General features: G+C 64.7%; 7 protein-coding genes. 5 read left to right on the top strand and 2 right to left on the bottom strand.

Annotation, left to right across the window (positions count from 1 at the left end):
- Window positions 1-57: 57 nt before the first annotated feature.
- The 5 genes from pvdM (at window position 58) to M5C56_RS20340 (ending at window position 8,152) form a co-directional block, all read left to right on the top strand.
- Complete coding sequence (pvdM, locus tag M5C56_RS20360) at window positions 58-1,425, top strand: pyoverdine-tailoring dipeptidase-like protein PvdM (RefSeq protein WP_103498086.1); 1,368 nt, start codon at window positions 58-60, stop codon at window positions 1,423-1,425.
- Window positions 1,426-1,432: 7 nt separating this feature from the next.
- Window positions 1,433-2,722 carry an aminotransferase class V-fold PLP-dependent enzyme gene (locus M5C56_RS20355; RefSeq protein WP_103498085.1) on the top strand — a complete coding sequence of 430 codons (1,290 nt, stop codon included), beginning with the start codon at window positions 1,433-1,435 and terminating at the stop codon, window positions 2,720-2,722.
- A gap of 45 nt (window positions 2,723-2,767) precedes the next feature.
- On the top strand, window positions 2,768-3,667 hold the full coding sequence (locus M5C56_RS20350) for a formylglycine-generating enzyme family protein (RefSeq protein ID WP_103498084.1): 900 nt from the start codon (window positions 2,768-2,770) through the stop codon (window positions 3,665-3,667).
- Between the two features lie 137 nt (window positions 3,668-3,804).
- Window positions 3,805-5,484, top strand: a complete 1,680-nt coding sequence (locus tag M5C56_RS20345) for a cyclic peptide export ABC transporter (protein WP_103498083.1) — start codon at window positions 3,805-3,807, stop codon at window positions 5,482-5,484.
- A gap of 229 nt (window positions 5,485-5,713) precedes the next feature.
- A complete protein-coding gene (locus tag M5C56_RS20340) occupies window positions 5,714-8,152 on the top strand; it encodes a TonB-dependent receptor (RefSeq protein WP_103498082.1) in 2,439 nt (812 codons plus the stop codon).
- Between the two features lie 267 nt (window positions 8,153-8,419).
- Here M5C56_RS20340 and M5C56_RS20335 read toward each other — a convergent pair whose 3' ends face one another.
- Entirely contained in the window at window positions 8,420-17,188 is an 8,769-nt protein-coding gene (locus M5C56_RS20335) for a non-ribosomal peptide synthetase (protein WP_103498081.1), read from the bottom strand.
- A 1-nt stretch (window position 17,189) separates the two neighbouring features.
- Window positions 17,190-23,780 carry a non-ribosomal peptide synthetase gene (locus M5C56_RS20330; protein WP_103498080.1) on the bottom strand — a complete coding sequence of 2,197 codons (6,591 nt, stop codon included), beginning with the start codon at window positions 23,778-23,780 and terminating at the stop codon, window positions 17,190-17,192.
- Window positions 23,781-23,783: the final 3 nt, after the last annotated feature.

Below are 23,783 nucleotides of genomic sequence, written 5' to 3'. Positions count from 1 at the left end.
ACGTACGCCATCCGTTCTTCCCAGATAGCAACATCGGCAAACCACAATGAGATGGCAATGATAAAACCGCGTTCGAAAAAGGCGCTCTACATCGGCCTGCCCCTGGCCCTTGGGCTCTGCGCCGCCGCAGCCTGGCTGACCTGGGACCTGTGGCCCAACCCCGGTTACTCGCTGAAGATCATGAAGCAGGCCGACGAGCTTCAGGACCGGATCATCAGCTTCGACAGCCATATCACCGTGCCCCTGACCTTCGGCACCGAAGGCCGCGAAGCCGACAAGGATGGCAGCGGCCAGTTCGACCTGGCCAAGACCGGCCGCGGACGGCTGTCCGCCGCCGCGCTGACGGTGTTCGGCTGGCCGGAAATCTGGAACGGCCCGAACGCCCCGCACCGCCCTACCGCCGGCTTTGTCGAGGAGGCACGCAAACAGCAGGAGGTGCGCTACCAGATCATCAGCGGCCTGGTCCGTGACTTCCCCAACCGTGTCGGCATCGCCTACAGCCCCGACGATATGCGGCGCCTGCACGGTGAAGGCAAGTTCGCGATCTTCATCAGCATGCTCAACGCCTATCCCCTCGGTCACGACCTCGATCGCCTGGACCTGTGGGCCGCCCGCGGCATGCGCATGTTCGGCTTCAGCTACGTGGGCAACAACGACTGGGCCGACTCTTCGCGCCCGTTGCCGTTCCTCAACGACACCCCGGATGCCCTCGACGGCCTCTCCGAGATCGGCCAGCAGGCCGTGCACCGCCTCAACGACCTGGGGGTGATCATCGATGTCTCGCAGATGTCGACCAAGGCCCTGGAGCAGGTCAGCCAATTGAGCCGCACGCCGATGGTTGCCTCGCACTCGGCACCCCGCGCCCTGGTGGATATCCCGCGCAACCTCAGCGACAAGGAAATGCAGTTGATCAAGAACAGCGGCGGCGTGGTCCAGATCGTCGCGTTCCCGGCCTATCTGCGCCCGCTGAGCCAGCGCACCCAGGACAAGCTCAACACCTTGCGCAAACGTTTCGACCTGCCGCCCCTGCCCAACCTGGCCATGGCCCTGATGCCCGGCGACCCGATCATCACCGTCTGGCCGGAACAACGCTTCGGCCAATACGCCAGCGCCCTCTACGCCATTCTCGACGAGGAACCCAAGGCCGACCTCAAGGACTTCGGCAACGCCATCGACTATGCGGTGAAGAAGATCGGCATCGATCACGTCGGCATCAGTTCCGACTTCAACGACGGTGGCGGCATCGACGGCTTCAAGGATGTCAGCGAGGCACGCAACGTCACCGCCGAACTGCTCGATCGCGGTTACTCCGAAGCCGATATCGCCAAGCTCTGGGGCGGCAACTTCCTGCGGGTCTGGGACCAGGTGCAGAAAGCCGCCCGCCCCGGCACCACGTCACCCACCGCCACGCTCTCGCGCCAGTGAATTGCCCATGACCGATCGTAGAACCTTTCTCAAGCAGGCCGGCGTACTCGCCGCCGGCCTGCCCCTCGGTGCCAGCCTGAATGCGCTGGCCGCCAGCCCGGTCACAACCGAGAACCCGGCATTGTCCACGGACAAGTGGGCCGGGTTGCGCCAGTTGTTCGACCAGGACCCCGACTACCTGCACTTCTCCAACTTCCTGGTGACCTCCCACCCCCGCCCCGTGCGCGAGGCCATCGAGCAGCACCGCGCCGCCATCGACCGCAACCCGGGGCTGGCCATGGACTGGGACCTGCAGGAAACCTGGAAACGCGAAGCCCAGGTCCGCCTGTGGGCCGGCCGCTACCTCAGGGCCGAGCCCGGGCAGATCGCCCTGACCGGCAGCACCACCGAGGGCCTGGCGATGATCTACGGCGGTATCCATGTGCGCCCCGACCAGGAAATCCTCACCACCGAACACGAACATTATTCGACCCGCAATCTCTTGCGCCTGCGCAGCGAGCGCGAAGGTACCCGGGTGCGCAAGATCAGCCTGTTCAAGGACCCGGCGCTGGTTTCGGCCGACGAGGTGATCGGCAATATCGACCGCGCGATCAAACCCGAGACCCGGGTGCTCGGCATGACCTGGGTGCAATCGGGCAGCGGGGTGAAACTGCCGATCGGCCAGATCGGCCAGTTGGTCGCCGAACACAATCGCCAGCGCGACGACAAGGACCGGATCCTCTACGTGGTCGACGGCGTGCACGGCTTTGGCGTGGATAACCTCGACTTCCCGGACATGCACTGCGACTTCTTTATCGCCGGCACCCACAAGTGGATGTTCGGCCCTCGCGGCACCGGCATCGTCTGCGCCCGTTCGCAACAGGTCAGGGACGTCAGCCCGCTGCTGCCGACCTTCTCCGAAGACACCAACTTCGCCACCTCCATGAGCCCCGGCGGTTACCACGCCTTCGAGCATCGCTGGGCGCTGGACAAGGCCTTCGAACTGCACCTGCAACTGGGCAAGGCCGAGGTCCAGGCGCGTATCCAGCAGTTGAACAGCCTGATCAAGCAACGCCTGCAAGCCGACCCACGGATCGAACTGGTCACGCCGATAAACCCCGAACTGTCCGCCGGCTTCAGCTTCTTCCGGGTCAAGGGCCAGGACAGCGACAAGGTCGCCGCCTACCTGATGCGCAACAAGGTGGTGGTCGATGCGGTGGATCGCGATGTCGGGCCGGTGGTACGAACGGCGCCAGGCCTGCTCAACAATGAGGCCGAGCTCGACCGTTTCATGGCGCTGCTGGGCAAACAGTTATGACCGCCAGCGCTTTCCGATTTCCATTCCTTGCCTGCGAGAACTTTCATGAAATTCCACCTGCTTGTTTCCCGGCCTCGCGTCGGCCTCTGGCCCGCACTGATCCTCAGCGCCCTGCTCGGCGCCTGGCTGCCGAACGCGGCCCTGGCCGCCACCCCGCCACTGCCGGGCAAGGTGTTCAAGGACTGCAAGGATTGCCCGGAGATGGTCGTGCTGCCCGCCGGCACCTTCACCATGGGCACCCCCGAGGACGAAGTCGGACGTGAAGCTGATGAAGGTCCGATGCACCCGGTAACCTTCAAGAGGGCCTTCGCCGTCAGCCGCTTCCAGGTACTCAGCGGTGAGTGGAAGGCCTACATCCGTGACACCGGCTACAAGATGCCGGACGGCGATACCCGCCCCGGCCGCGAGTGCCTGGCCGGCCAGCCGCGCTACCCCCAGGGCGACCGGCAACCGGCGGTGTGCATGGACGCCCACGAAGCCCAGGCCTATGCCGACTGGCTGTCGAAAAGAACCGGGAAAAAATATCACCTGCTCAGCGAGTCGCAACGCGAATACGCCGTGCGTGGCGGCACCAGCGGCTCGTTCCCCTTCCCGTTCGACAAGGACAAGGGCTACAGCATTGCCGAGCACGCCAACACCTACGGCCCGGCCGACGGTTTCAGCTATACCTCGCCGGGCGGCAGCTTCCCGCCGAACGCCTATGGCGTGTATGACGGCCACGGCAACGTCTACGAGTGGACGGCCGATTGCTACGTCGACAGCTATGTCGGCGCGCCCGCCGACGGCAGCCCGCGCCTGGACAGCAAGGAATGCGAGGACCGCCGGGTGATTCGTGGCAACGACTGGACCGAAGCGCCAGTGTTCTCCCGCTCGGGCAATCGCAATGAACGCAGCGCCATCACCCGTGGCGACTGGCTGGGCTTCCGGGTCGCCCGCGAGCTCTGAGCACCACCTGTAGGAGCCGGCTTGCCGGCTCCTACAGGGACCGCAGCGCCCTAAATCCCAACCCCATCGACTCGTCTACAGAGTTCAAGGCGCCTTCCAGGGCGCCCGCGTCTACAGCCCCTTCACGAGTAGCCCCCATGCCTGCCCCAGCCCCAAGTCTCGCCCGGGAAACCTTCAGGATCCTCAAGCCGTTCTGGCTGCTGGTCGTACTTTCGGCCGTATTGGGGATCGTCAGCGGCCTCAGCGTCACCGGCCTGCTGGCCACCGTCAACAACGCCATGAACGCCGCCGCCGGGCCCGACAGCCACACCGCCCTGCTGTTCGGCGGCCTGTGCCTGCTGACCCTGGCCTGCTCCACCCTGTCCAACCTGCTGACCAACTATGTCGGCCAACAAGTGGTCGCGCGCCTGCGCCGCGAACTGGCCGCCCAGGTGCTGGTGGCGCCCATCGAGCAACTCGAACGCTACCGCGCCCATCGCCTGATCCCCGTGCTGCTCGGCGATGTCAGCACCCTGAGCACCTTCGCCCTGTCGGTGGCGCCGATGGTGATCGCCTTTACCGTGACCCTGGGCTGCCTGTCCTACCTGGCGATGCTCTCCTGGCAGATCCTGCTGCTGACCGTGGTCACCGTGATCATCGGCTCCGGCGCCCAATGGCTCGCGCACCGCTACGGCATGCGCAGCATCCTCACCGCCCGCGACGGCGAAGACGAATTGCAGAAGCACTACCAGGCGATCTCGGCCGGGGCCAAGGAGCTGCGGATCCAGCGCAAGCGCCGCCAGCATATGCACGATGAACAGATCCACGGCACCACCGAGCGGATCTGCCGGGCCAACATCCGCGCGGCGAATATCTTCGTCAGCGCGGAAACCTTCGGCTCGATGCTGTTTTTCGCCGTGATCGGTATCGCCATCACCTTCCAGGCCCTCTGGCCCGGGACTGACCGCACCGTGCTGGGTGGCTTCGTGCTGGTCATGCTGTATATGAAAGGTCCGTTGGAACGCCTGATCAACACCCTGCCGATCATCAGCCGCGCGGAAATCGCCTTGCGCCGGATCGCCGAGCTGTCCTGGCAGTTCTCTTCGCCGGAACCGCACCTGCTGATCCAGGACCGCCAGGCCGCCCCGGCGCCGCTGCAGAGCATCGAACTGCATCAGTTGCGTTATGACTACCCCCAGGTGGAAGGCAGCCAGGCCTTCCACCTCGGGCCGGTGAACCTGACCATCAAGCAGGGTGAAATCCTCTTTATCGTCGGCGAGAACGGTTGCGGCAAGACCACCCTGATCAAGCTGCTGCTGGGGCTGTACAGCCCGCAACAGGGCGAGGTGCGCCTCAACGGCCAGGCGGTGACCGCCGAGGGCCTGGATGATTACCGGCAGTTGTTCACCACCATCTTTGCCGACTACTACCTGTTCGACGAAGTGCTCCAGGGCGACGACCTGCTGCCCCCGGAATCGATCAAGTACCTGGAACGCCTGGACATCGCCCACAAGGTCAGCATCCGCGACGGCCGCTTCACCACCACCGACCTGTCCACCGGCCAGCGCAAGCGCCTGGCACTGATCAATGCCTGGCTGGACCAGCGTCCGGTGCTGGTGTTCGACGAATGGGCCGCCGACCAGGACCCGGCCTTCCGCCGGGTGTTCTACACCGAACTGCTGCCCGAGCTGCGCCAGCAGGGCAAGACGATCATCGTGATTTCCCACGACGACCGTTATTTCCCGGTGGCCGACCAGTTGGTGCGGATGCAGGCCGGACAGATCAAGGTCGAGCGTCGCGAGGAGCAGCCGGCTTTCGCTGAAAACGCCTTCTCGTAACACCCTAGTCCGGTGTAGGAGCCGGCTTGCCGGCGATTGGCCCTCAAACCTTGCATCGCTCTCAAGGCCGCCATCGCCCGCAATCCGGCTCCTGAAAAAAAACCGCAGTGCCCTCCCGTCGCAACTTTTTTCACTTTTCTTTTCCGTCTTTGTCGCCCTCGTACGTCTTTATTTCAAATGCAAAAAATTCTCACTCGCTTTTCCAGCAATTTTGACAAGAGCAGACACAATGCCAAAACAACACCGCCTCACACCCTTGAGCAAAGCGTTGCTGGTTCGCCAGCTGTTCTGCTCGCCACCTTCGCTGGCCGTCATGGGGATGGCGCTGGCACTGCCCCTGGCGGCACAGGTCCAGGCCCAGGAGTTCGAATTCAACATCGGCGCCCAACCGTTGGGCAGCGCCCTGCAGGAACTGGGGCGCCAGGGCAATATCCAGATCCTGTACAACCCGGAGCGGGTCCAGGGTCTTCACGGTGCGCCGGTCAAAGGCGTGTTCACGCCCGGCCAGGCCGCCAGTGAGTTGCTGAAGAACACCGGCGTCGACTACAACCTGCAGGGCGACACCCTGACCCTGAGCGATACCGCCGCCAAGGGCTCGGGCCTGACCCTGGCCGCCACCAACATCAGCGGCCAGGCCCTGGGCAGCAACACCGACGGCACCGGCTCCTACACCACCGGCGCGGTAACCATCGGCAAGACCGCCCAGACCCTGCGCGAAACCCCACAGTCGGTCACCGTGGTGACCCGCCAGCAGATGGACGACAAGAACCTCACTTCCCTTGAACAGGTGATGGACCAGGCCACCGGCATTACCTTGCAGACCCGCAACTTCGGTGACAACCAGTACAACTCCCGGGGTTTTGAGCTCGGTGCCGACGCCTACATGATCGACGGTGTACCCGGCCTGAGCTACAGCCCCACTGGCTGGATGACACCTGACACGGCGGTATTCGATCGTGTGGAAATCCTTCGTGGTGCCGCCGGCATGCTGGTGGGTAACGGCAACCCAGGCGGCGCTGTGAACCTGGTGCGCAAGCGCCCGACGGCCGACCCGCATTACTCGATCACCACCCGGATCGGTTCCGATGATTTCTACCGCGTGGACCTGGACGGCACCAGCCGCCTGAACGACAGCGGCACCCTGCGTGGACGGATCGTCACCGCCTATGAAACACGCGATTACTTCGTCGACTACGCGAGCAGCCGCAAGCCGGTGTTCTATGGCATCGTCGAAGCCGACCTGGATGACGCCACCACCCTGGCCGTGGGCCTGCGCAACCAGACCAGCAGGACCGACGGCTACTCGGTCTTCGGCCTGCCTCGCTACAGCGACGGCAAGCCCCTGGGTGTGTCGCGCTCCACCTCGTTGGCACAGAACTGGGCCTATCACGATACCCAACAGACTGAACTCTTCGCGGACCTGGAACATCGCTTCAACGATGACTGGAAGAGCAAGACGTCGATCACCCGCACCGAAGGTGGATTCAGTCAGCAAATTGCCAACAGTCGAGGCTCCGTCGACCCCGTGACCCTGGCCGGACCAACGCGCTACCAGGTGTTGTTCCGTGAAGACGTGGTCGAGAATATCGGCCTGGACAGCAATATCTCCGGCAACTTCAACGCCTTTGGCCTGGAGCACACAGTTCTGGTCGGTGCCAACTGGTCGAACCAGGAACGCCACAGCAAGACCTTCGATAAAAACGTAACCACTCCGATCAATGTGTTCGATCCCGATCCTAATCTCATCGATAAACCGGCGTTCACCGGCTGGACCGGCATAAACGACGACAACGCCCGGCGCTATGGCGTGTATGCCAATACTCGTTTGCACCTGTCGGAACCGCTTAGCCTGGTACTGGGTGGACGTTTGAGCTGGTATGAGTATGAAACCAAGAACATGCTCAATGGCGTCAGGGCCGCCAACCGCCAGGACCATGAATTCACACCCTTTGCCGGTCTGATCTACGATTTCAACCCGCAGTGGTCGTGGTACGCCAGTTACGCGGAGATCTTTGAACCGCAAAGCGATTTGCGCACCCAATCCGGTACCCTGCTGGAACCGGCCATTGGCAGCAACTATGAAACCGGGATCAAGGGTGAGCTGTACGACGGCCGCCTGAACGTCTCGGCCGCGGTGTTTTACATCAAACAGAAAAACGTGGCCCTGGCGAATCCGGACGAAAACGTCGTATGTACCTTCAATGCCGACCAATATTGCTACACCAACGGCGATGTCCAACGCAGCAAGGGGTTTGAACTCGAGGCCAGCGGTGAAGTGCTGACGGGCTGGCAAGTGGCGGCCGGCTACACCTTCGATATCACCAACAAAAGCAGTGGTGGCCCGACCGACTACCAGACACCCAAACACCTGCTGCGCGCCTCCACCACCTACAACCTGCCTGGCGACTGGAATCGCCTGACCGTGGGCGGCGGTGTTTCAGCGCAGAGTGGTTACTCCACCGATACGCTCGGAGCACCAGAGTCCAACGGCGGACGTGCCGTCTGGGATGCCCTGGCCTCGTACAAGATCGACAAGAACTGGAAGGTCGGCCTGGACGTGAAGAACATCTTCGACAAGGTCTACTACAAATCAATCGGGGAGTTGGGTCGTGGCAACTACTACGGCGATCCACGCACCTATATGCTGACCGTCCGCGCGGACTTCTGATCCTCGAAGCAACCTGGTGGGTAAACCCACCAGGCGTGCATAAAAAAAGCCAAGGGCCCATACCCTTGGCTTTTTTAATGGCTGCAGAAATATCTGTCGCCCCCCATCGGGAACACACCATAAACCTGTAGGAGCAGGGCTTGCCCGCGAAGCTCTTTGCGCCCTCAAGGCCCTCTTCGCTGGCAAGCCCTGCTCCTACAGGTAATCGTGTCGATCCAAATGGCGGGCCAGGATCAGCACCGCCACTACAAGGATCGTGCGCTGGCCTTATTCAGCGGCCAGGCACTCCAGCACTGCATTCAACAACGCCGGACTGAGGATGACACTGTCATGGCTCTCCTCCAGCACCCGCGACCCCGCCAGGCCATTGACCGAACATTCACGCAGCAACCGCGCCTCGGCCTCATGTATCCGCGCGGCACTGCGGCTCCCTGTCGCCCACCAGCAATCGACCTTCACCGCCAGCGGTTTCAGGCTGAAGGCCTCGCTCAACACTGCATTGGCATGCAGCAGGCGATACCCGGTCTCGATCTCGTCCTGCAACGCGATATCGCGGTGGATCTCGCGCAATCGCTCGACACTCACCCCGCCTACCTCGGCCACCTGCTCGATCACCCACTCGACCACTGCTTGTTCATCACTCAAGCTGGCACGCGCCTGTTCCAGGAAACCCAGCACCGTCGCTTCATCGACCCCAGGCACAAAAGCCAGCAGGCTGCTCAACAGCGGGCCATACAACCCCGGTGCATCGACGTGCGCATCAGCTTGCACTTCAGACTCGGCGGTGTGCTCCTCGCCCCCCTGGGGCATCAGCGAATCCACCAGCCCGACAAAACCCACCCGCTCACCCGCCTGCTCAAGACGATGGGCCACCTCGACGGCCAACGCCCCACCCAATGACCAGCCCAGCAGGTTGTAAGGCCCGTGCGGCTGGGTGGCGCGGATCTGCTCCAGGTAGTAGGCCACCATGCCATCCCAGGACTCATCGAACCAGCCCGGCACCACATAACTCCTGTTCACCAGCCCATAGACCCGGCGCTGATTGCCCAGGGTCCCGGCCAACGGATAGTAGGCGTAGGCCCCACCACCGCCCGGCGGCAGGCAGAACAGCGGGCTCCGGTCATTGCGGCAGGCGTTCATGGCAATCACCGGCGACTTGACCCGCGCCTCCCCTTCCAGCAGAAAATCCGCCAGCGCCTCCAGGTTCGGCAGCAACAGGAAATCATGCAACTTGATCGTCACATCAAACGCCTCACGCAGGCGTCCGACCAGGGCGATCACCAGCAGCGAGTGACCGCCACGCTCGAAGAAGTTGTCATCCAGCCCGACCCGCTCGACCTCCAGCACCTGCGCCCAGATAGCCGCCAGGCGCAGCTCCAGTTCGGTACGCGGGGCCCGGTAGCCCGGCCCCGAGGCATTCACATCCGGCGCCGGCAACGCACGGCGATCCAGCTTGCCGTTCGGGCTCAGCGGCATGCCTTCCAGCAGCACCAGATGGGCCGGCACCATATGCTCCGGCAATTGCGCCTTGAGATGGGCCTTGAGCGCGTCACACAACGGGCCTTGCGCCACAGCTCCGGCATCAACCAGATCGCGCTCGACCGGCACCAGGTACGCCACCAACTGCTTGCCCAGCGGCCCGTCGATATCGATGACGTTGGCCTCGCGTACACCCGGATGCTCCTGCAACCGCGCCTCGATCTCGCCCAACTCCACCCGCAAGCCACGAATCTTGATCTGATGATCGAGACGCCCGGCGTACTCGATCACCCCCTCGTCACGATAACGGGCCAGGTCGCCGGTGCGATACAAACGGCCACCGTGCTCGTCGAACGGGTCCGGGACAAAGCGCTCGGCGGTCAGCGCCGGACGCCGGTGATAACCACGGGCCAGGCCGACGCCACCGAGGTACAACTCGCCGGCGGCACTGAACGCGGCCGGCAACAGGCCGTTGTCCAGCACATGGCCCTTGAGGTTGTCGATCGGTCGGCCAATCGGCACGCTCAGCTTGTCATCCGCCGTGCAGGTCCAGTGGGTCACGTCGATGGCGGCTTCGGTCGGGCCATAGAGGTTGTACAACGCCGCCTGGGGCAGACGCTTCAGCACCTCCTGGGACAACTCGGCCGGCAGCGCCTCGCCACTGCACACCAGGCGTCGGATGCCGCGGCAGCGCTGCACATCAACCCCGGCCATGAATACCTGCAACATCGACGGCACGAAATGCAGGGTACTGACCTGATAACGCTCGATGCTCTCCATCAGTTGCTGCGGATCGCGATGCTCACCCGGCCTGGCGATGGCCAGGCGGGCGCCGGTCAGCAACGGCCAGAAAAACTCCCAGACCGACACATCGAAGCTGAACGGGGTCTTTTGCAGGACCGTGTCGTGGGCCTTCAGGTCATAGGCCTTCTGCATCCAGGCCAGACGGTTATACAGCGCCCGATGACTGTTGCCGGCGCCCTTCGGCCGTCCGGTGGAACCCGAGGTGTAGATCACATAGGCCAGATGGTCCGGCAAGGTCAGGTTGCGCGGATTTTCCTCGCTGGCGGTAAACGACTCGGGAACATCCAGGCACAGGCTGCGCACATGGGCCGGGATCGGCAGGGTCTCAAGCAGATGGCGCTGGGTCAGCAGCAGGTCGATGCCGCTGTCCTCGCTCATGTAGGCCAGGCGTTCGCGAGGATATTCAGGGTCCAGGGGCACATAGGCGCCACCGGCCTTGAGGATCGCCAGCAGGCCGATGACCATCTCCAGGCTGCGCTCGGCGGCGATACCCACCAGCACATCCGGTCCAACCCCTTGCTCGCGCAAGCGATGGGCCAGTTGATTGGCCCGGGCATTGAGCTGGCGATAACTCAAGGCTTGTCCGTCGAACACCAGCGCCGGCGCCTCCGGCGAGCGTTGTACCTGGGCCTCGATCAGGCTGTGCAGGCACCAGGGTCCCGGATAGTCGGCATGGGTCTGGTTCCACTCCAGCAGCGTCTGCCGCGCCTCGGCGCCAGCGAGCATCGGCAGTTCGCCCAGGCATTGCCCGGCCGAATCGGCCAGGGCCAGCAGCAGGTGCTCGAAATGCCCGGCCAACTGCACCACCGCCGCGTCCGAAAGCTGCTGCCGGGCGTAACGGTAGTCCACCGACATGACCTCGCCCACCTCCACCACCAGGGTCAGCGGATAGTGCGTCTGCTCCCGACTCTGCAAGCCACTGAAGGACAGTCCGTTGTCAGCGCCCTGCTCCAGGACCTGCGAGGTCGGGTAGTTCTCGAACACCAGCAAGGTGTCGAACAGTGCTTCGCCGCTCCAGCCGGCCCAGCGTTGAATGTCATAGAGCGGGGTGTGTTCGTGCTCACGCAAGGCTAGGTTGCGCGCCTGCACTTGCTGCACCCAGTCGCCGACCTGTAGCTCCGGCCCCGGGCTGCCCAGCACCGGCAGGGTGTTGATAAACAGGCCCAGTTGCTCTTCGACGCCAGGCAGATCCGCCGGACGCCCGGACACCGTGGCGCCGAAGGTGACACTGCGCTGGCCGGTGTAGCGTTGCAGCAGCAACAGCCAGGCCGCCTGCACCAGGGTGTTGAGGGTTACCCGCTGCTCGCGGGCGAACTCGCCCAGGTGCAGGGTCCGTGCCGCATCGAGGGTCTGGCGATATTCGCCATAACCCCGGGCCTCGGCCACACCACCGGCCTTGAACGCCTGCACCAGGCGGGTCGGTTCGACGAAGGCGGCCATCTGCTCGGTCCAGAAACGCTGATCGGCGCCGCTGTCCTGGCGTTGCAGCCACTGGATGTAGTCGCGCAGGCGACTGCCGGGCGGCGTCACCCCTTGCCCGTTGTAATGCTCCAGTACCTCGCCCAACAGCCGCGCACTGCTCCAGCCGTCCAGCAGGATATGGTGGTTGGTGTAGATCAGGTGGTGACGCTGTTCGGCGGTGCGCAATACCGTCAGGCGCAACAGCGGGTCGCAGGCCAGGTCGAAGCCGCGTTGCAGATCCACTTCGGCCAGCTCGGCCAACAACGCGTCAAGGCCGTCGCGGCCACGCAGATCCTCCTCGACAAACGCCAGGGCCTCGGTTTTGCGAATCACCTGCAGCGGTTGTCCGCTGCCTTCGGCAAAGCGCGCCCGCAGCGCCTCGTGACGGTCGATGGCGGCCTGCCAGGCGGCGTGGAAACGCGGCACATCGAGCCCCGTCACATCGACCCGCATCTGGTTCAGATAGTTGCCCGAGGCCGGTGCCGACAGGCTGTGGAACAGCATGCCCTGCTGCATCGGCGACAGCGGGTAGACGTCCTCGATGTCCCGCGCCGCCATCGGCAGGCGATCCAGTTGGGCCTGGTTCAGGCCCGCCAGCGGGAAGTCCGACGGGGTCACGCCGTGGTGCCCGTCGTGGACGCAGTAAGCGATCACCTCGGCCAACGCCAGCTCGTACGCCGCCGCCAGGCCCTCGATGGTTTCGCCGCGATAGACCTCGCCACTGAAACTCCAGTCCAGTTGCAACTGGCCGTCGTAGACCTGGCCATTGAGGCTCAGCCAGTTACCCAGCGGTGCGTCTTCACTCTGGCTCGCACCGCTGTCATCGGCGCTCGGGGTCAACAGCGCGCGCTCGCCAGGAGCGGCGTCGGTATCGAACTGCCCCAGGTAGTTGAAGGTCACCCGGGCTTCGGGCAACGCCTGCAAGGCCGCGACGGTCTCGGCATCACCGAGATAGCGCAGAATGCCGTAGCCGATGCCCTTGTTCGGCACCGCGCGCAATTGTTCCTTGATGCTGCGGATACTCGCACCCGGCTCGCCCTCGGGCGTGAGCCGGAGCGGAAACAGACTGCTGAACCAACCCACGGTGCGGCTCAGATCGAGGTCCTCGAACAGGTCCTCGCGGCCATGGCCTTCCAACTGGATCAGCGCCGAGGACTGCCCGCTCCAGGTACACAGCACCTGGGCCAGGGCCGTCAGCAGCAGGTCGTTGACCTGGGTGCGATAGGCCGCAGGGGCCACTTTCAAGAGTTGTTGGGTGAGGTCTTTGCTCAGGCTCGAACGGGCGTAACGGACCTGGCGCCGGGTATTGGCCCCCAGCGGATTATCCCGGGGCAACTCGCCTTCTACATGCCCGAGACTCTGCAACCAGTAGTCGCGTTCGGCCTTGAGCAGCGGGCCATGGGCATAACCTTGCAGGTGCTCGGCCCAGGCCTTGAGCGAACTGCTGCGCGGTGCCAGAACCGGCGAGCGGCCCGCCGCCAAAGCGGTGTAAGCCTGTTGCAGGTCTTCAAACAGCACACGCCAGGACACCCCGTCCACCGCCAGGTGGTGAATCACCAGCAGCAAACGCTGTTGCCCTTGCGGCAGGTTGACCAGCAGTGCACGCAACAACGGCCCCTGTTTCAAATCGAGGCTGCGCTGGGCTTCGTCGGCCAGCTCGGTCAGTCGTGCCGGATCGTCGAGTTCGTGCACCCACAACGGATCAATCGCGGCGCCGGCGCGCAAGCTCGCCTGCCAGACGCCGTCCCTCAGCTCGAAGCTCAGGCGCAGGGCCTCGTGCCGTTCGATAAGCATGTGCAGGGCATTACGCAGATGCGCCGGGTCCAGGGTTGTCGACGGTTCCAGCATCAGCGCCTGGTTCCAGTGCTGACGCTGGGGGATTTCCAGTTCGAAAAAGCGTGCCTGGATCGGCAACAGCGGCAGGCTGCCCTGCACCGTCTCGACCACCTCGGCCTTCTTCTCGATCAGCCGGGCCACCGTCGCCAGTTGGCCGATGGTCTGCTTCTCGAACAACTGCCGGGGGCTCAACCTGATGCCCTGGCGCTTGGCCCGGGCGATGATCTGCAGACTGAGGATCGAGTCGCCGCCCAGTTCGAAGAAGTTATCGCTGCTGCCGACCCGCTCCAGCTTGAGCACATCGGCCCAGACCGCCGCGAGTTTCTCTTCGATCTCGCCGATTGGCGCGGTGTAACGCTTGCCGGCGACGCCCGGTTTCGGCAGTGCGCGCTTGTCGAGCTTGCCGTTGGCGGTCAGCGGCAGGCGTCCGAGGGCGACGATATGCGCCGGCACCAGATACTCCGGCAGTTCGGCCAGCAAGGATTGGCGCAAGGTCTCGACCGCCAGTTCGGTGCCGGAGACAGGCACACAATAGGCGACCAGTTGCAGGCGCGAGGCATCGCTGTCCAGCGGCAAGGCCAGGACCACCGCCTCACGCACACCGTCCAGGCCTTGCAGCACCTGCGCGACTTCGCCGGGCTCGACCCGGTAGCCACGAATCTTCACCTGGTCGTCGGCCCGACCGAGGTATTCCACCCGGCTGTCAATCATCCGCGCCCGGTCACCGGCACGGTACAGGCGCTCGCCGTGCCGGGACTCGGGATCGGGCACAAAACGTTCGGCGGTCATGGCCGCCCGTCCCAGATATCCCTGGGCCAGACCGGCGCCACCGAGGTACAGCTCGCCGGCGACACGTTCCGCCACCGGGTTGAGCCAGGCATCCAGCACCCGCGCCTGGTCGTTGGCCAGGGGCCGACCCACCGGCACCGTGCGGCAACCCGCCAGGCGCTCGCGGACTTCGTGGGTCAGGATGCCCACGGTGGTTTCCGTCGGCCCGTAGTGATTGACAATGCGGCACTCCGGCGCCAGGTGCCGGATCTGCTCGATCAGCGCCCAGGGGCTGGCTTCGCCACCGAGGACCAGCAATTGCCGGGGCAGCACGTCCGCCGGCCGCGCGGCCTGCAACAGGCCCTGCAAATGGCTCGGGACGATTTTCAGCACATCAACCTGGTGCTCGGCCATATAGGCCGCGAAGCCGTCGGGATCGAAGGCGTGTTCGGCGGCCATCAGGTGCAGTGGGCGACCGGACGCCAGGGCACCGAACAGCTGGGTATGACCGAGGTCGGCGGCAATGGTCGAGACCAGCGCCATGCTCGCCCCGGGCGCCAGCTCCAGGCGTTGCAACAACGCCTGCACATAGTTCGCCAAAGCCTGATGGCTGATCAGCACACCCTTGGGCTGCCCGGTGGAACCGGAGGTGTAGATGATATAGGCCGGCTGTTCCGGCAGGACCCGGATCGCCAGGGATTCGGCGCTGCAATCGGCCCATTGTCCGGGGTCATGGGCCAGCACCGGGCAAACACCCAGGCCGGCGGACTTGTTATCGCCCGGCGCATGCATCAGCAGCGTGGCGGCACTGTCCTTGAGCAGTTGCTGCAAACGTTCCCTCGGCTGCGCCGTATCCAGCGGCAGGTAGACCGCACCGGTTTTCAGCACGGCGAGCAACCCGATTACCCACTCGAAGGAACGCTCCTGGCACAGGGCAATCACATCACCGCGACCGATGCCCCGGGCGTGCAGGTAGTGCGCCAGCCGGTTGGAACGCTGTTCCAGTTCATCGTAGTCGATCGACTGAGCGGCAGTGTGCAGTGCCGCCTGACCCTGTCCGATCCGCCGACCCTGTTCCCAGAGGGCGAGGAAATCGGTAAAGGGCCATGGCGCGGCCTGGTGCTCGATGGGCTGGGCAGCGCTAACGGGTTGTTCCAGCAACGGTTGTTCAACGGTGCGCACCAATTGCTCCAGTACCTGACGCCAGGACGCGGCCATGCGCTCGATGGTCGCGGCCTCGAACAGGTCCGTGGCATAGGTGAAGCTGGCCTCGATGCCCTGTGGAGTGTCGGTGAAATCCAGGGCCAGGTCGAAACGCGCGTCGACGATATCGATGGCGAAGGCTTCGACGCTCAGGTCGTGGGCCTTGTCCCCAGCGCTGGCCGCGGCCAGCACGTTCTGGTTGATCTTGACCTGGAACAGCGGGTTATGACCGAGGTGGCGCTCCGGGGCCAGGGCTTCCACCAGTTGTTCGAAAGGCAGCTCCTGATGGGACTGGGCACCGGTCACCACCTGTTTCACCTGTTCCAGCAGTTGCTGGAAGCTGGCGCGTTCGTCCACCTGTACCCGCAGGACCTGGGTGTTGATAAAGAAGCCGATCAGCCCTTCCAGCTCCTCGCGGCTGCGTCCGGCATTCGGCGCGCCGATACGGATATCGGCCTGGCCGCTGTAGCGCGAAAGCACCACGGCCAGCGCCGCCAGGCTGAGCATGAAGAGGGTCTGGCCGTTCTGCCGGGCCAGGTTCTTGAGTTGTGCCGAGAGAGCGGGCGTCAGGTCGCTGTGGACAATGGCGCCACGGTAGCTCGGTTGTGCCGGACGCTCGTGGTCCAGTGGCAGCTCCAGCAACGGATGTTCGTCGCCCAGTTGTTCTTTCCAATAGGCCAACTGGCGCTCACCCTCGCCGGCTTCGAGCCAGGCCCGTTGCCAGATGGCGAAGTCGGCGTACTGGATCGGCAGCTCCGGCAAGGCCAGACGCGATCCCTGTAGGAGCTGGCTTGCCGGCGATTGCGATGTTGTATTCACCGCCGTCATCGCCAGCAAGCCGGCTCCTACAGGGTTAGCGGCGCTCTCGAGTTCGCCGAGGTAGAAACGGATGAATTCACGAACCAACACCTCTCCCGACCAACCGTCGGAGATGATGTGGTGCATGCACAGGGTCAGCACGTGTTCGGCTTCGCCCAGGCGGAACAGCCTGACCCGCAGCAACGGCCCTTCCAGCAAGTCGAACGGCGCGCTCAGTTCGGTGGCGACCAACCCCTTGAGGTGCTCCTCGGCACTGTCGGCGACAGTCCCCGAGACGTCGACCCGCACCAGGCTCACCACGGACTGCTCAAGAATCGCCTGATGAAACGCGCCCTCATCCGAGACAAACCGCGTACGCAGGCTTTCATGCCGCCGCACCAGCCGTTCCAGGGCCCGGCCCAGTGCAGCCTCATCCAGCCCGCCGCTCAAGCGCACGGCCATTGGGACGTTATAGGCGCTGTTAGCCGGTTCCAGTTGCCAGAGAATCAGCATCTGCTGCTGGGCATGGGACAGCGGAATGCGCGGGACCTCGTGACGGGTGACGGCGATCGGCAGCAGCCTGAAGCTCTGCCCGGTGGCCTGCATCTTTTCCAGGATCTGGCGACGCTGGTCCAGGGGCAAGCCGACGAAGCGCCGGGCAATCCGTTGTGCCGTGGTGGTATCCATCTCAAGCCTCCGCCATGTCGTTCATCATGCGTTCAATGTCGGACAGCCCGTCATCGGTCAGGGAAAGGCCAGTGCCTTCAAGTGCCTGTGCAAACTCGTTCAATTGAGGTTTCTCGAAAATCATCCGAAGCGGTATGTCGATCCCCAGGCCCGAATGAATCCGGGAGATCACCTGGGCGGCCAGCAACGAGTGCCCGCCCAGTTCGAAGAAGTTGTCATCCAGGCCGACCCGCTCGACCTGCAGCACCTGCGCCCAGATTGCCGCCAGTTGCTGCTCGCGCTCGCTGCGCGGGGCCACGTAGGTTTGCTGCCAGGCGCTCGGGTCCGGCTTGGGCAGGGCCTTGCGGTCCAGCTTGCCGCCGGGGGTCATGGGCAGGCCGTCGAGCACCACCCAGTGCACCGGGACCATATAGTCCGGCAGGTTGGCCTTGAGATCGTCGCGCAGGGCATCACGCAAAAGCTGTGGTGTGTCGTGCAAGGCCGGATCGGCGGGCACCAGATAGGCCGCCAGTTGCTTGCCGGACGGGCCGTCGACAGCCACCACCAGCGCTTCGCGCACCTGCGGATGCTGTTGCAGGCGCGCTTCGATTTCGCCCAGTTCGATACGGAAACCCCGGATCTTGACCTGATGGTCGAGGCGCCCGGCATATTCGATCAGCCCCTTGTCGCGGTAGCGGGTCAGGTCGCCGGTGCGGTACAGCCGGCCGCCGCCCTGTCCGTCGAACGGATCGGGGATAAAGCGCTCGGCCGTCAGCGCCGCGCGGCCGTGATAACCCCGGGCCAGCAAGGCACCGCCGATCAGCAACTCGCCCGTGGCGCCCTGGACCGCCGGGGTGAAATCGCTGTCGAGGATATACATGCGCCGGCCACCCAGCGGCCGACCGATCGGCATCGACGACGGCTTGGGCAATTCGCCGCGAACATAAGCGTCACACTCCAGGTAACTGGCGGTGATGGTGGTTTCCGTCGGGCCGTAGGTATTGAGCAGGCGCACATGGCCCAGCCCCGCCTGTTTCCACAGTTCGAGGCCCTCCGGTGGCATGGCCTCGCCGGTGGCGCTGACCTGGCGCAGCGAACCGAAATCCCTGGGCGCCTGGAGACTGAATTCCTGCACCAGCAGGTACCAGTAGGCGGTGCTCAAATCCGCCACGGTGATGCCCGAGCGCAGCACTTCCTGGTGGAAGGTGTTGCTGTCCCAGACCTCGTTGCCACGTACCACCACCGCCGCGCCGTGACACAGGGCCGGGAACAGCTGTTCGACGAAGCCGTCGAAATTCAGGGTGGAGAACAGCAACACGCGGTCCTCGGGTTGCAGGCGGAAATACTCGATGGCTACGTGGCTATGAGCGCTCAGGGCGGCATGGTCGATGGCCACGCCCTTGGGTTGGCCGGTGGAGCCGGAGGTGTAGATGATGTAGGCCAGGTTGTGCGGCTGCACCTGGCTGGCCGGAGCTTCATCGTCGATCCCCGGCAGCTGGTCTTCGATCTGATCCAGGCACAGCGTGCGTAGCGAAGCCACCACCGGCAACTGCGCCAGCAGATGAACGTGGCAGAGCAACAGCTCGATGCCGCTGTCCTGCATCATGTAGACCAGGCGCTCGCGGGGGAACTCCGGGTCCAGCGGCACATAGGCGCCGCCGGCCTTGAGGATCGCCAGCAGCCCGACCACCATCTCCAGCCCACGATCCACCGCGATGCCCACCGGCACTTCCGGGCCGACGCCGAGCGCCCGCAGCCTGTGGGCCAGGCGGTTGGCCCGGCGCTCCAGCTCGGCATAGGTCAACTGCGCGTCGCCGAAGATCAGCGCCGTGGCCTCGGGAGTCGCCCGGGCCTGGATGGCGATCCGCTCGTGGACGCAGGGCGTGTCCGGGTAGACGCCGTCGATACGGCTCCAGCGTTGCAGGATGCACTGGCGCTCTTCGTCGCCGAGCAGCGGCAGGTCGGCAATACGCTGCGTCACCCCCTGTTCGACGACAGCCCGCAGCAGATTGCGCCAGTGCCCGGCCATACGCTCGACCGTAGCGGCATCGAACAGCGCGGTGGCGTAGGTCAGGGCGGCCCGCAGGCCTTCTTCACCTTCGAAGGTGTCCAGCGCCAGGTCGAATTGGGCGCTATGGCCGCCGCTGTCCAGTCCTTCGATCTGCAAGCCCGATAGCTGGCGCACCGCGCCCTTGCGTTCGGTCTGGTGGTTGTAGAGCACCTGGAACAACGGGCTGTGGCTGAGGCTGCGCTCGGGTTGCAGGGCCTGCACCAGATGCTCGAACGGCAGGTCCTGATGCGCCTGGGCACCCAGCGCCGCCTGCTTGACCTGGGCCAGCAGTTGGCCAAAGGTGCTGTGCAGCCCGAACTCGGCCTTGAGCACCTGGGTGTTGACGAAGAAGCCGATCAGGCCCTCGGTTTCCGTGCGGGTGCGGTTGGCGATCGGCACGCCGACGCGGATATCGGCCTGCCCCGAGTAGCGATGCAGCAGGGTCTGGAACGAGGCCAGCAGCAGCATGAACAGGGTCACGCCCTGCTCCCGGGCAATGGCCTTGAGCGGCACCAGCAAGGCCGGCTCGAACGCGACCTCGAGGCGCGCACCGGCACTGCTCTGCAACGCCGGGCGCGGTCGGTCGGTGGGCAATTCCAGCACCGGTTGCTGGTCGCCCAGCTGACCGCGCCAGTAGTCCAGTTGCCGGGTTTCCTCGCCCGCCGCCATCCAGTCGCGCTGCCAGTGGGCATAGTCGGCGTACTGGAACGGCAAGTCCTTGAGCACGGGCGCATGACCCTGGCTGAAGGCGGCATAGTATTCGATCAACTCGTCGACCATGATCGGCATCGACCAGCCATCCGAAACGATATGGTGCAGGGTCACCACCAGCACATGGCGGGTCTGGCCAAGGCTCAACAAGCGGGCCCGCAGCAACGGACCGTGTTGCAGGTCGAACGGCGCCTCTACCTCCCGCGCCACCAAGGCCTTGACCCACGACTCGGGATCAAGGCCCGCCCCCGGATTGAACTCGTCCAGGGCCAGAACAAAGACCCCAGCCGGTTGCACATGCTGCACGCCCTGCCCGTCCAACTGGCCGAAGGTGGTGCGCAGGCTCTCGTGACGAGCGATCAAGGCTTCAAAACTGCGCCGCAGGGCTTCGCGATCCAGGGCGCCGTCCAGTTGCAGGGCGGCCGGGATGTGATAGGCGCTGTTGTCCGGTTCCAGTTGCCAGAGCAGCCACTGGCGTTGCTGGGCGTAGGAAAGCCGCAGTGGCTGGTCACGGTCGACCAGGCTGAAGGCCGGTGCGTTCTGCGCCCGATCCGTTTCGACACTGGCGGCAAAGCCGCCCAGGTCGGCGGTTTCGAACAGGCTGCGCAGGGACAGTTCCAGACCCAGTTCCTGGCGAGCCCGGGCGATCACCTGGGTCGCCAGCAGCGAGTGGCCGCCCAGTTCGAAGAAGTTGTCCCGCAGGCCGACCTGTTCGACCTTCAGCACCTGGGCCCAGATCGCCGCCAGTTGCTCTTCGATTTCCCGCTGCGGAGCGATGTAAGCCTGCTGCAGCACATGGCGGTCCGGCGCGGGCAAGGCCTTGCGGTCGAGCTTGCCGTTGGCGGTCAGCGGCAACGCGTCGAGCAGCACCAGGTGCGTCGGCACCATGTAGTCGGCCAGATGGGCCTTGAGGTCGTCCCGCAGTTCGCCATGCAAGGCCGTTGTCCGGGATTCATCCTGCAGCACCGCCGGATCGGCGGGGACCAGGTAGGCCACCAGTTGGGTGCCGGTCGCGCCTTCCACCGCCAGCACCGCAGCCTCGGTCACCCGTGCGTGGCCTTGCAGGCGCGCTTCGATTTCCCCCAGTTCAATGCGGAAGCCGCGAATCTTCACCTGCTGGTCGCGCCGGCCGATGTATTCGATCGTGCCGTCGGCGCGCAGGCGCGCCAGGTCGCCGCTGCGGTAGAGGCGTCGGCTGCCCTGGGGATCGAAAGGATCGGGGACAAAACGCGTGGCCGTCAGCTCCGGCCGCTTCAGGTAACCCCGTGCCAGCCCGGCACCCGCGATATACAGCTCGCCGACGCAGCCCGCTGGCAACAGGTTCAGCCCATCGTCCAGCAGGTACAGGGACAGGTCGCTGATCGGCTCGCCGATGGGGCTGCCGGCGGCCTGCTCAAGGTCGGCCAGGGACAGCGGCCGGTAGGTCACGTGCACGGTGGTTTCGGTGATGCCGTACATATTGACCAATTGCGGGGACTGATCGCCGAAGCGCTCGAACCAGGGCCGCAGGCCTTGCACTTCGAGGGCCTCGCCGCCAAACACGACGTAACGCAAGGCCAGCTCGCGCGGTGACTCGACGGCCACCGACAACAGTGACTTGAACGCCGATGGTGTCTGGTTCAGCACCGTCACCCGCTTATCGCAGAGCAGGCGGTGGAAGTCCCGGGGCGAACGGCTGACGTCCTGGGGCACCACCACCAGCTTGCCGCCATGGAGCAAGGCACCGAAGATTTCCCAGACCGAGAAATCGAAGGCGTAGGAGTGAAACAGCGTCCAGATATCGTCGGCGCCGAAGCCGAATTCGCCGTCGGTGGCACTGAACAGGCGCAGCACATTGCCGTGGGGCAACAAGGCGCCCTTGGGTTTGCCGGTGGAGCCCGAGGTGTAGATAACGTAGGCAAGATGATCGGTGCCGGTGACACAGGGCGGATTGTCCCGCGAGCTGTCTTGGGGCGGTTGATCCAGGTCCAGGCACTCGACGTCTGCCGGTACTGGCAGGCGTCCCAGCAGGTGCCCTTGCGCCAGGAGCAGCTTGAGGCCGCTGTCCTCGATCATGTAGCGCAGGCGCTCGTCCGGGTAGCCGGGGTCCAGCGGCACATAGGCGCCACCGGCCTTGAGTACGGCGACAATCGCCACGAGCATCTCCAGTGAACGCTCGCAGGCCACGCCTACCAGCACATCCGCGCCAACGCCCTGGGCGATCAGGCGATGGGCCCACTGGTTGGCCCGGGCGTTGAGTTCGCCGTAGGTCAGTTGCTGGTCGGCATAGACCACCGCCACCGCGTCCGGACGCCGAGCCGCCTGGGCTTCGATACGTTGTTGCAGGCAACCGTCCACCGGGTATTGCCGGGGTGCCGGGTTGCACTGGGCCAGGACTTGCCGCTGCTCGCTTGGCTCCAGCAGGGCGAGATCGGCGACACGCTGGTGGGGATTGGCGCTGATCGAACGCAGCAGGTTCAGCCAGTGCCGGGCCAAGCGCTCCACGGTGCTCGCCTCGAACAGGTCAGTGGCATACTTGAAGACGGCCTCGATGCCGTGGGGCTGGTCGACGGTATTGAGCACCAGATCGAACTGCGCCGTCCGGCTTTGCCAGTGCAGGGGTTCGATGCGCAATGCCTGGGATGGCGAGACTGGATTCACAGGGCTGGCCGGAGCCTGCGCCTGGTGATTGAACATCACCTGGAACAACGGGCTATGGCTCAAACTGCGTCCCGGCTCCAACGCCTCGACCAGTTGTTCGAACGGCAGGTCCTGATGAGCCTGGGCCTCTTGCGCCGTCTGCCAGACCTGGCGCAGCAGCTCGACAAAACCGCGCTGCCCGTCCACCTCGGCCTTGAGCACCTGGGTGTTGACGAAAAAGCCGATCAGCCGCTCTACCTCGGCCCGCTCGCGATTGGCCACCGGCACGCCGACGCGAATATCGCCCTGCCCGCTGTAGCGATGCAGCAGCGCCTGGAACGATGCCAGCAACAAAGCGAACAGGCTGACCCCTTGTTGTCGGGCCAATGCCTTGAGCCCTTCGCTCAACGCCGGATCGAGCACCAGGGCATGACTGGCCCCGGCAAAGCTGGGAGACAAGGGTCGCGGATGATCGACCGGCAACTCCAGCACCGGCTGCTCGCCACCGAGCTTGCCCAGCCAATACTCCAGTTGCCGCTCCTGCTCACCGGCTTCCATCCAGTGCCGCTGCCACAACGCATAGTCGGCGTACTGGATCGGCAGCGCCGGCAACTGCGGCGTACGGCCCTGGCTCAGGTCGGCATACAGCGCCAACAGCTCCTCGGTCATCACCTGCAAGGACCAACCGTCCGACACGATATGGTGCTGGGTCAGCACCAGCACCTGTTCATCGGCCGCCACCTGCAACAGCGCGGCCCGCAACAGCGGGCCACGGGCCAGGTCGAAAGGCGTCTGGCTCTGTGCCTGGACAAAGGCCTGGACCCGCGCCTCACGCTCCGCCGAAGAGGCAGGGTCGAGGGTGTGCAGATCGAGGCTGAAGCGAGCGGCGGACAACACCACCTGCAGCGGTTGCCCGTCGGTCTGGGTGAACACCGTGCGCAGGCTTTCGTGCCGCTCCACCAGGGCCTGGAAGCTGCCCTGCAAGGCCTTTACATCGAGCCGGCCGTGCACCCGCAGGGCCGTGGCAATGTTGTAGGCGGAGCTCTGCGGCGCCCATTGCCAGAGGAACCACTGGCGCTGTTGGGCGTAGGACAGCAGCAGGGGCTCCTCGGCCGCGCGGCGAAACACCGGCGCGACCTCGAACAGATTGATGCCCTTGTGCTTGAGCAACGCCGCCAAGCCTTTGCGCTGCCTGGACGAGAGTTGCCCCACCGACTCGATTAACCCTTGCACTCG

Origin of the sequence: Pseudomonas sp. MWU13-2862 (genome assembly GCF_023242495.1) — a bacterium.
Taxonomy (GTDB): domain Bacteria; phylum Pseudomonadota; class Gammaproteobacteria; order Pseudomonadales; family Pseudomonadaceae; genus Aquipseudomonas; species Aquipseudomonas gingeri_D.
This window is presented reverse-complemented; position numbering and strand designations above follow the sequence as displayed.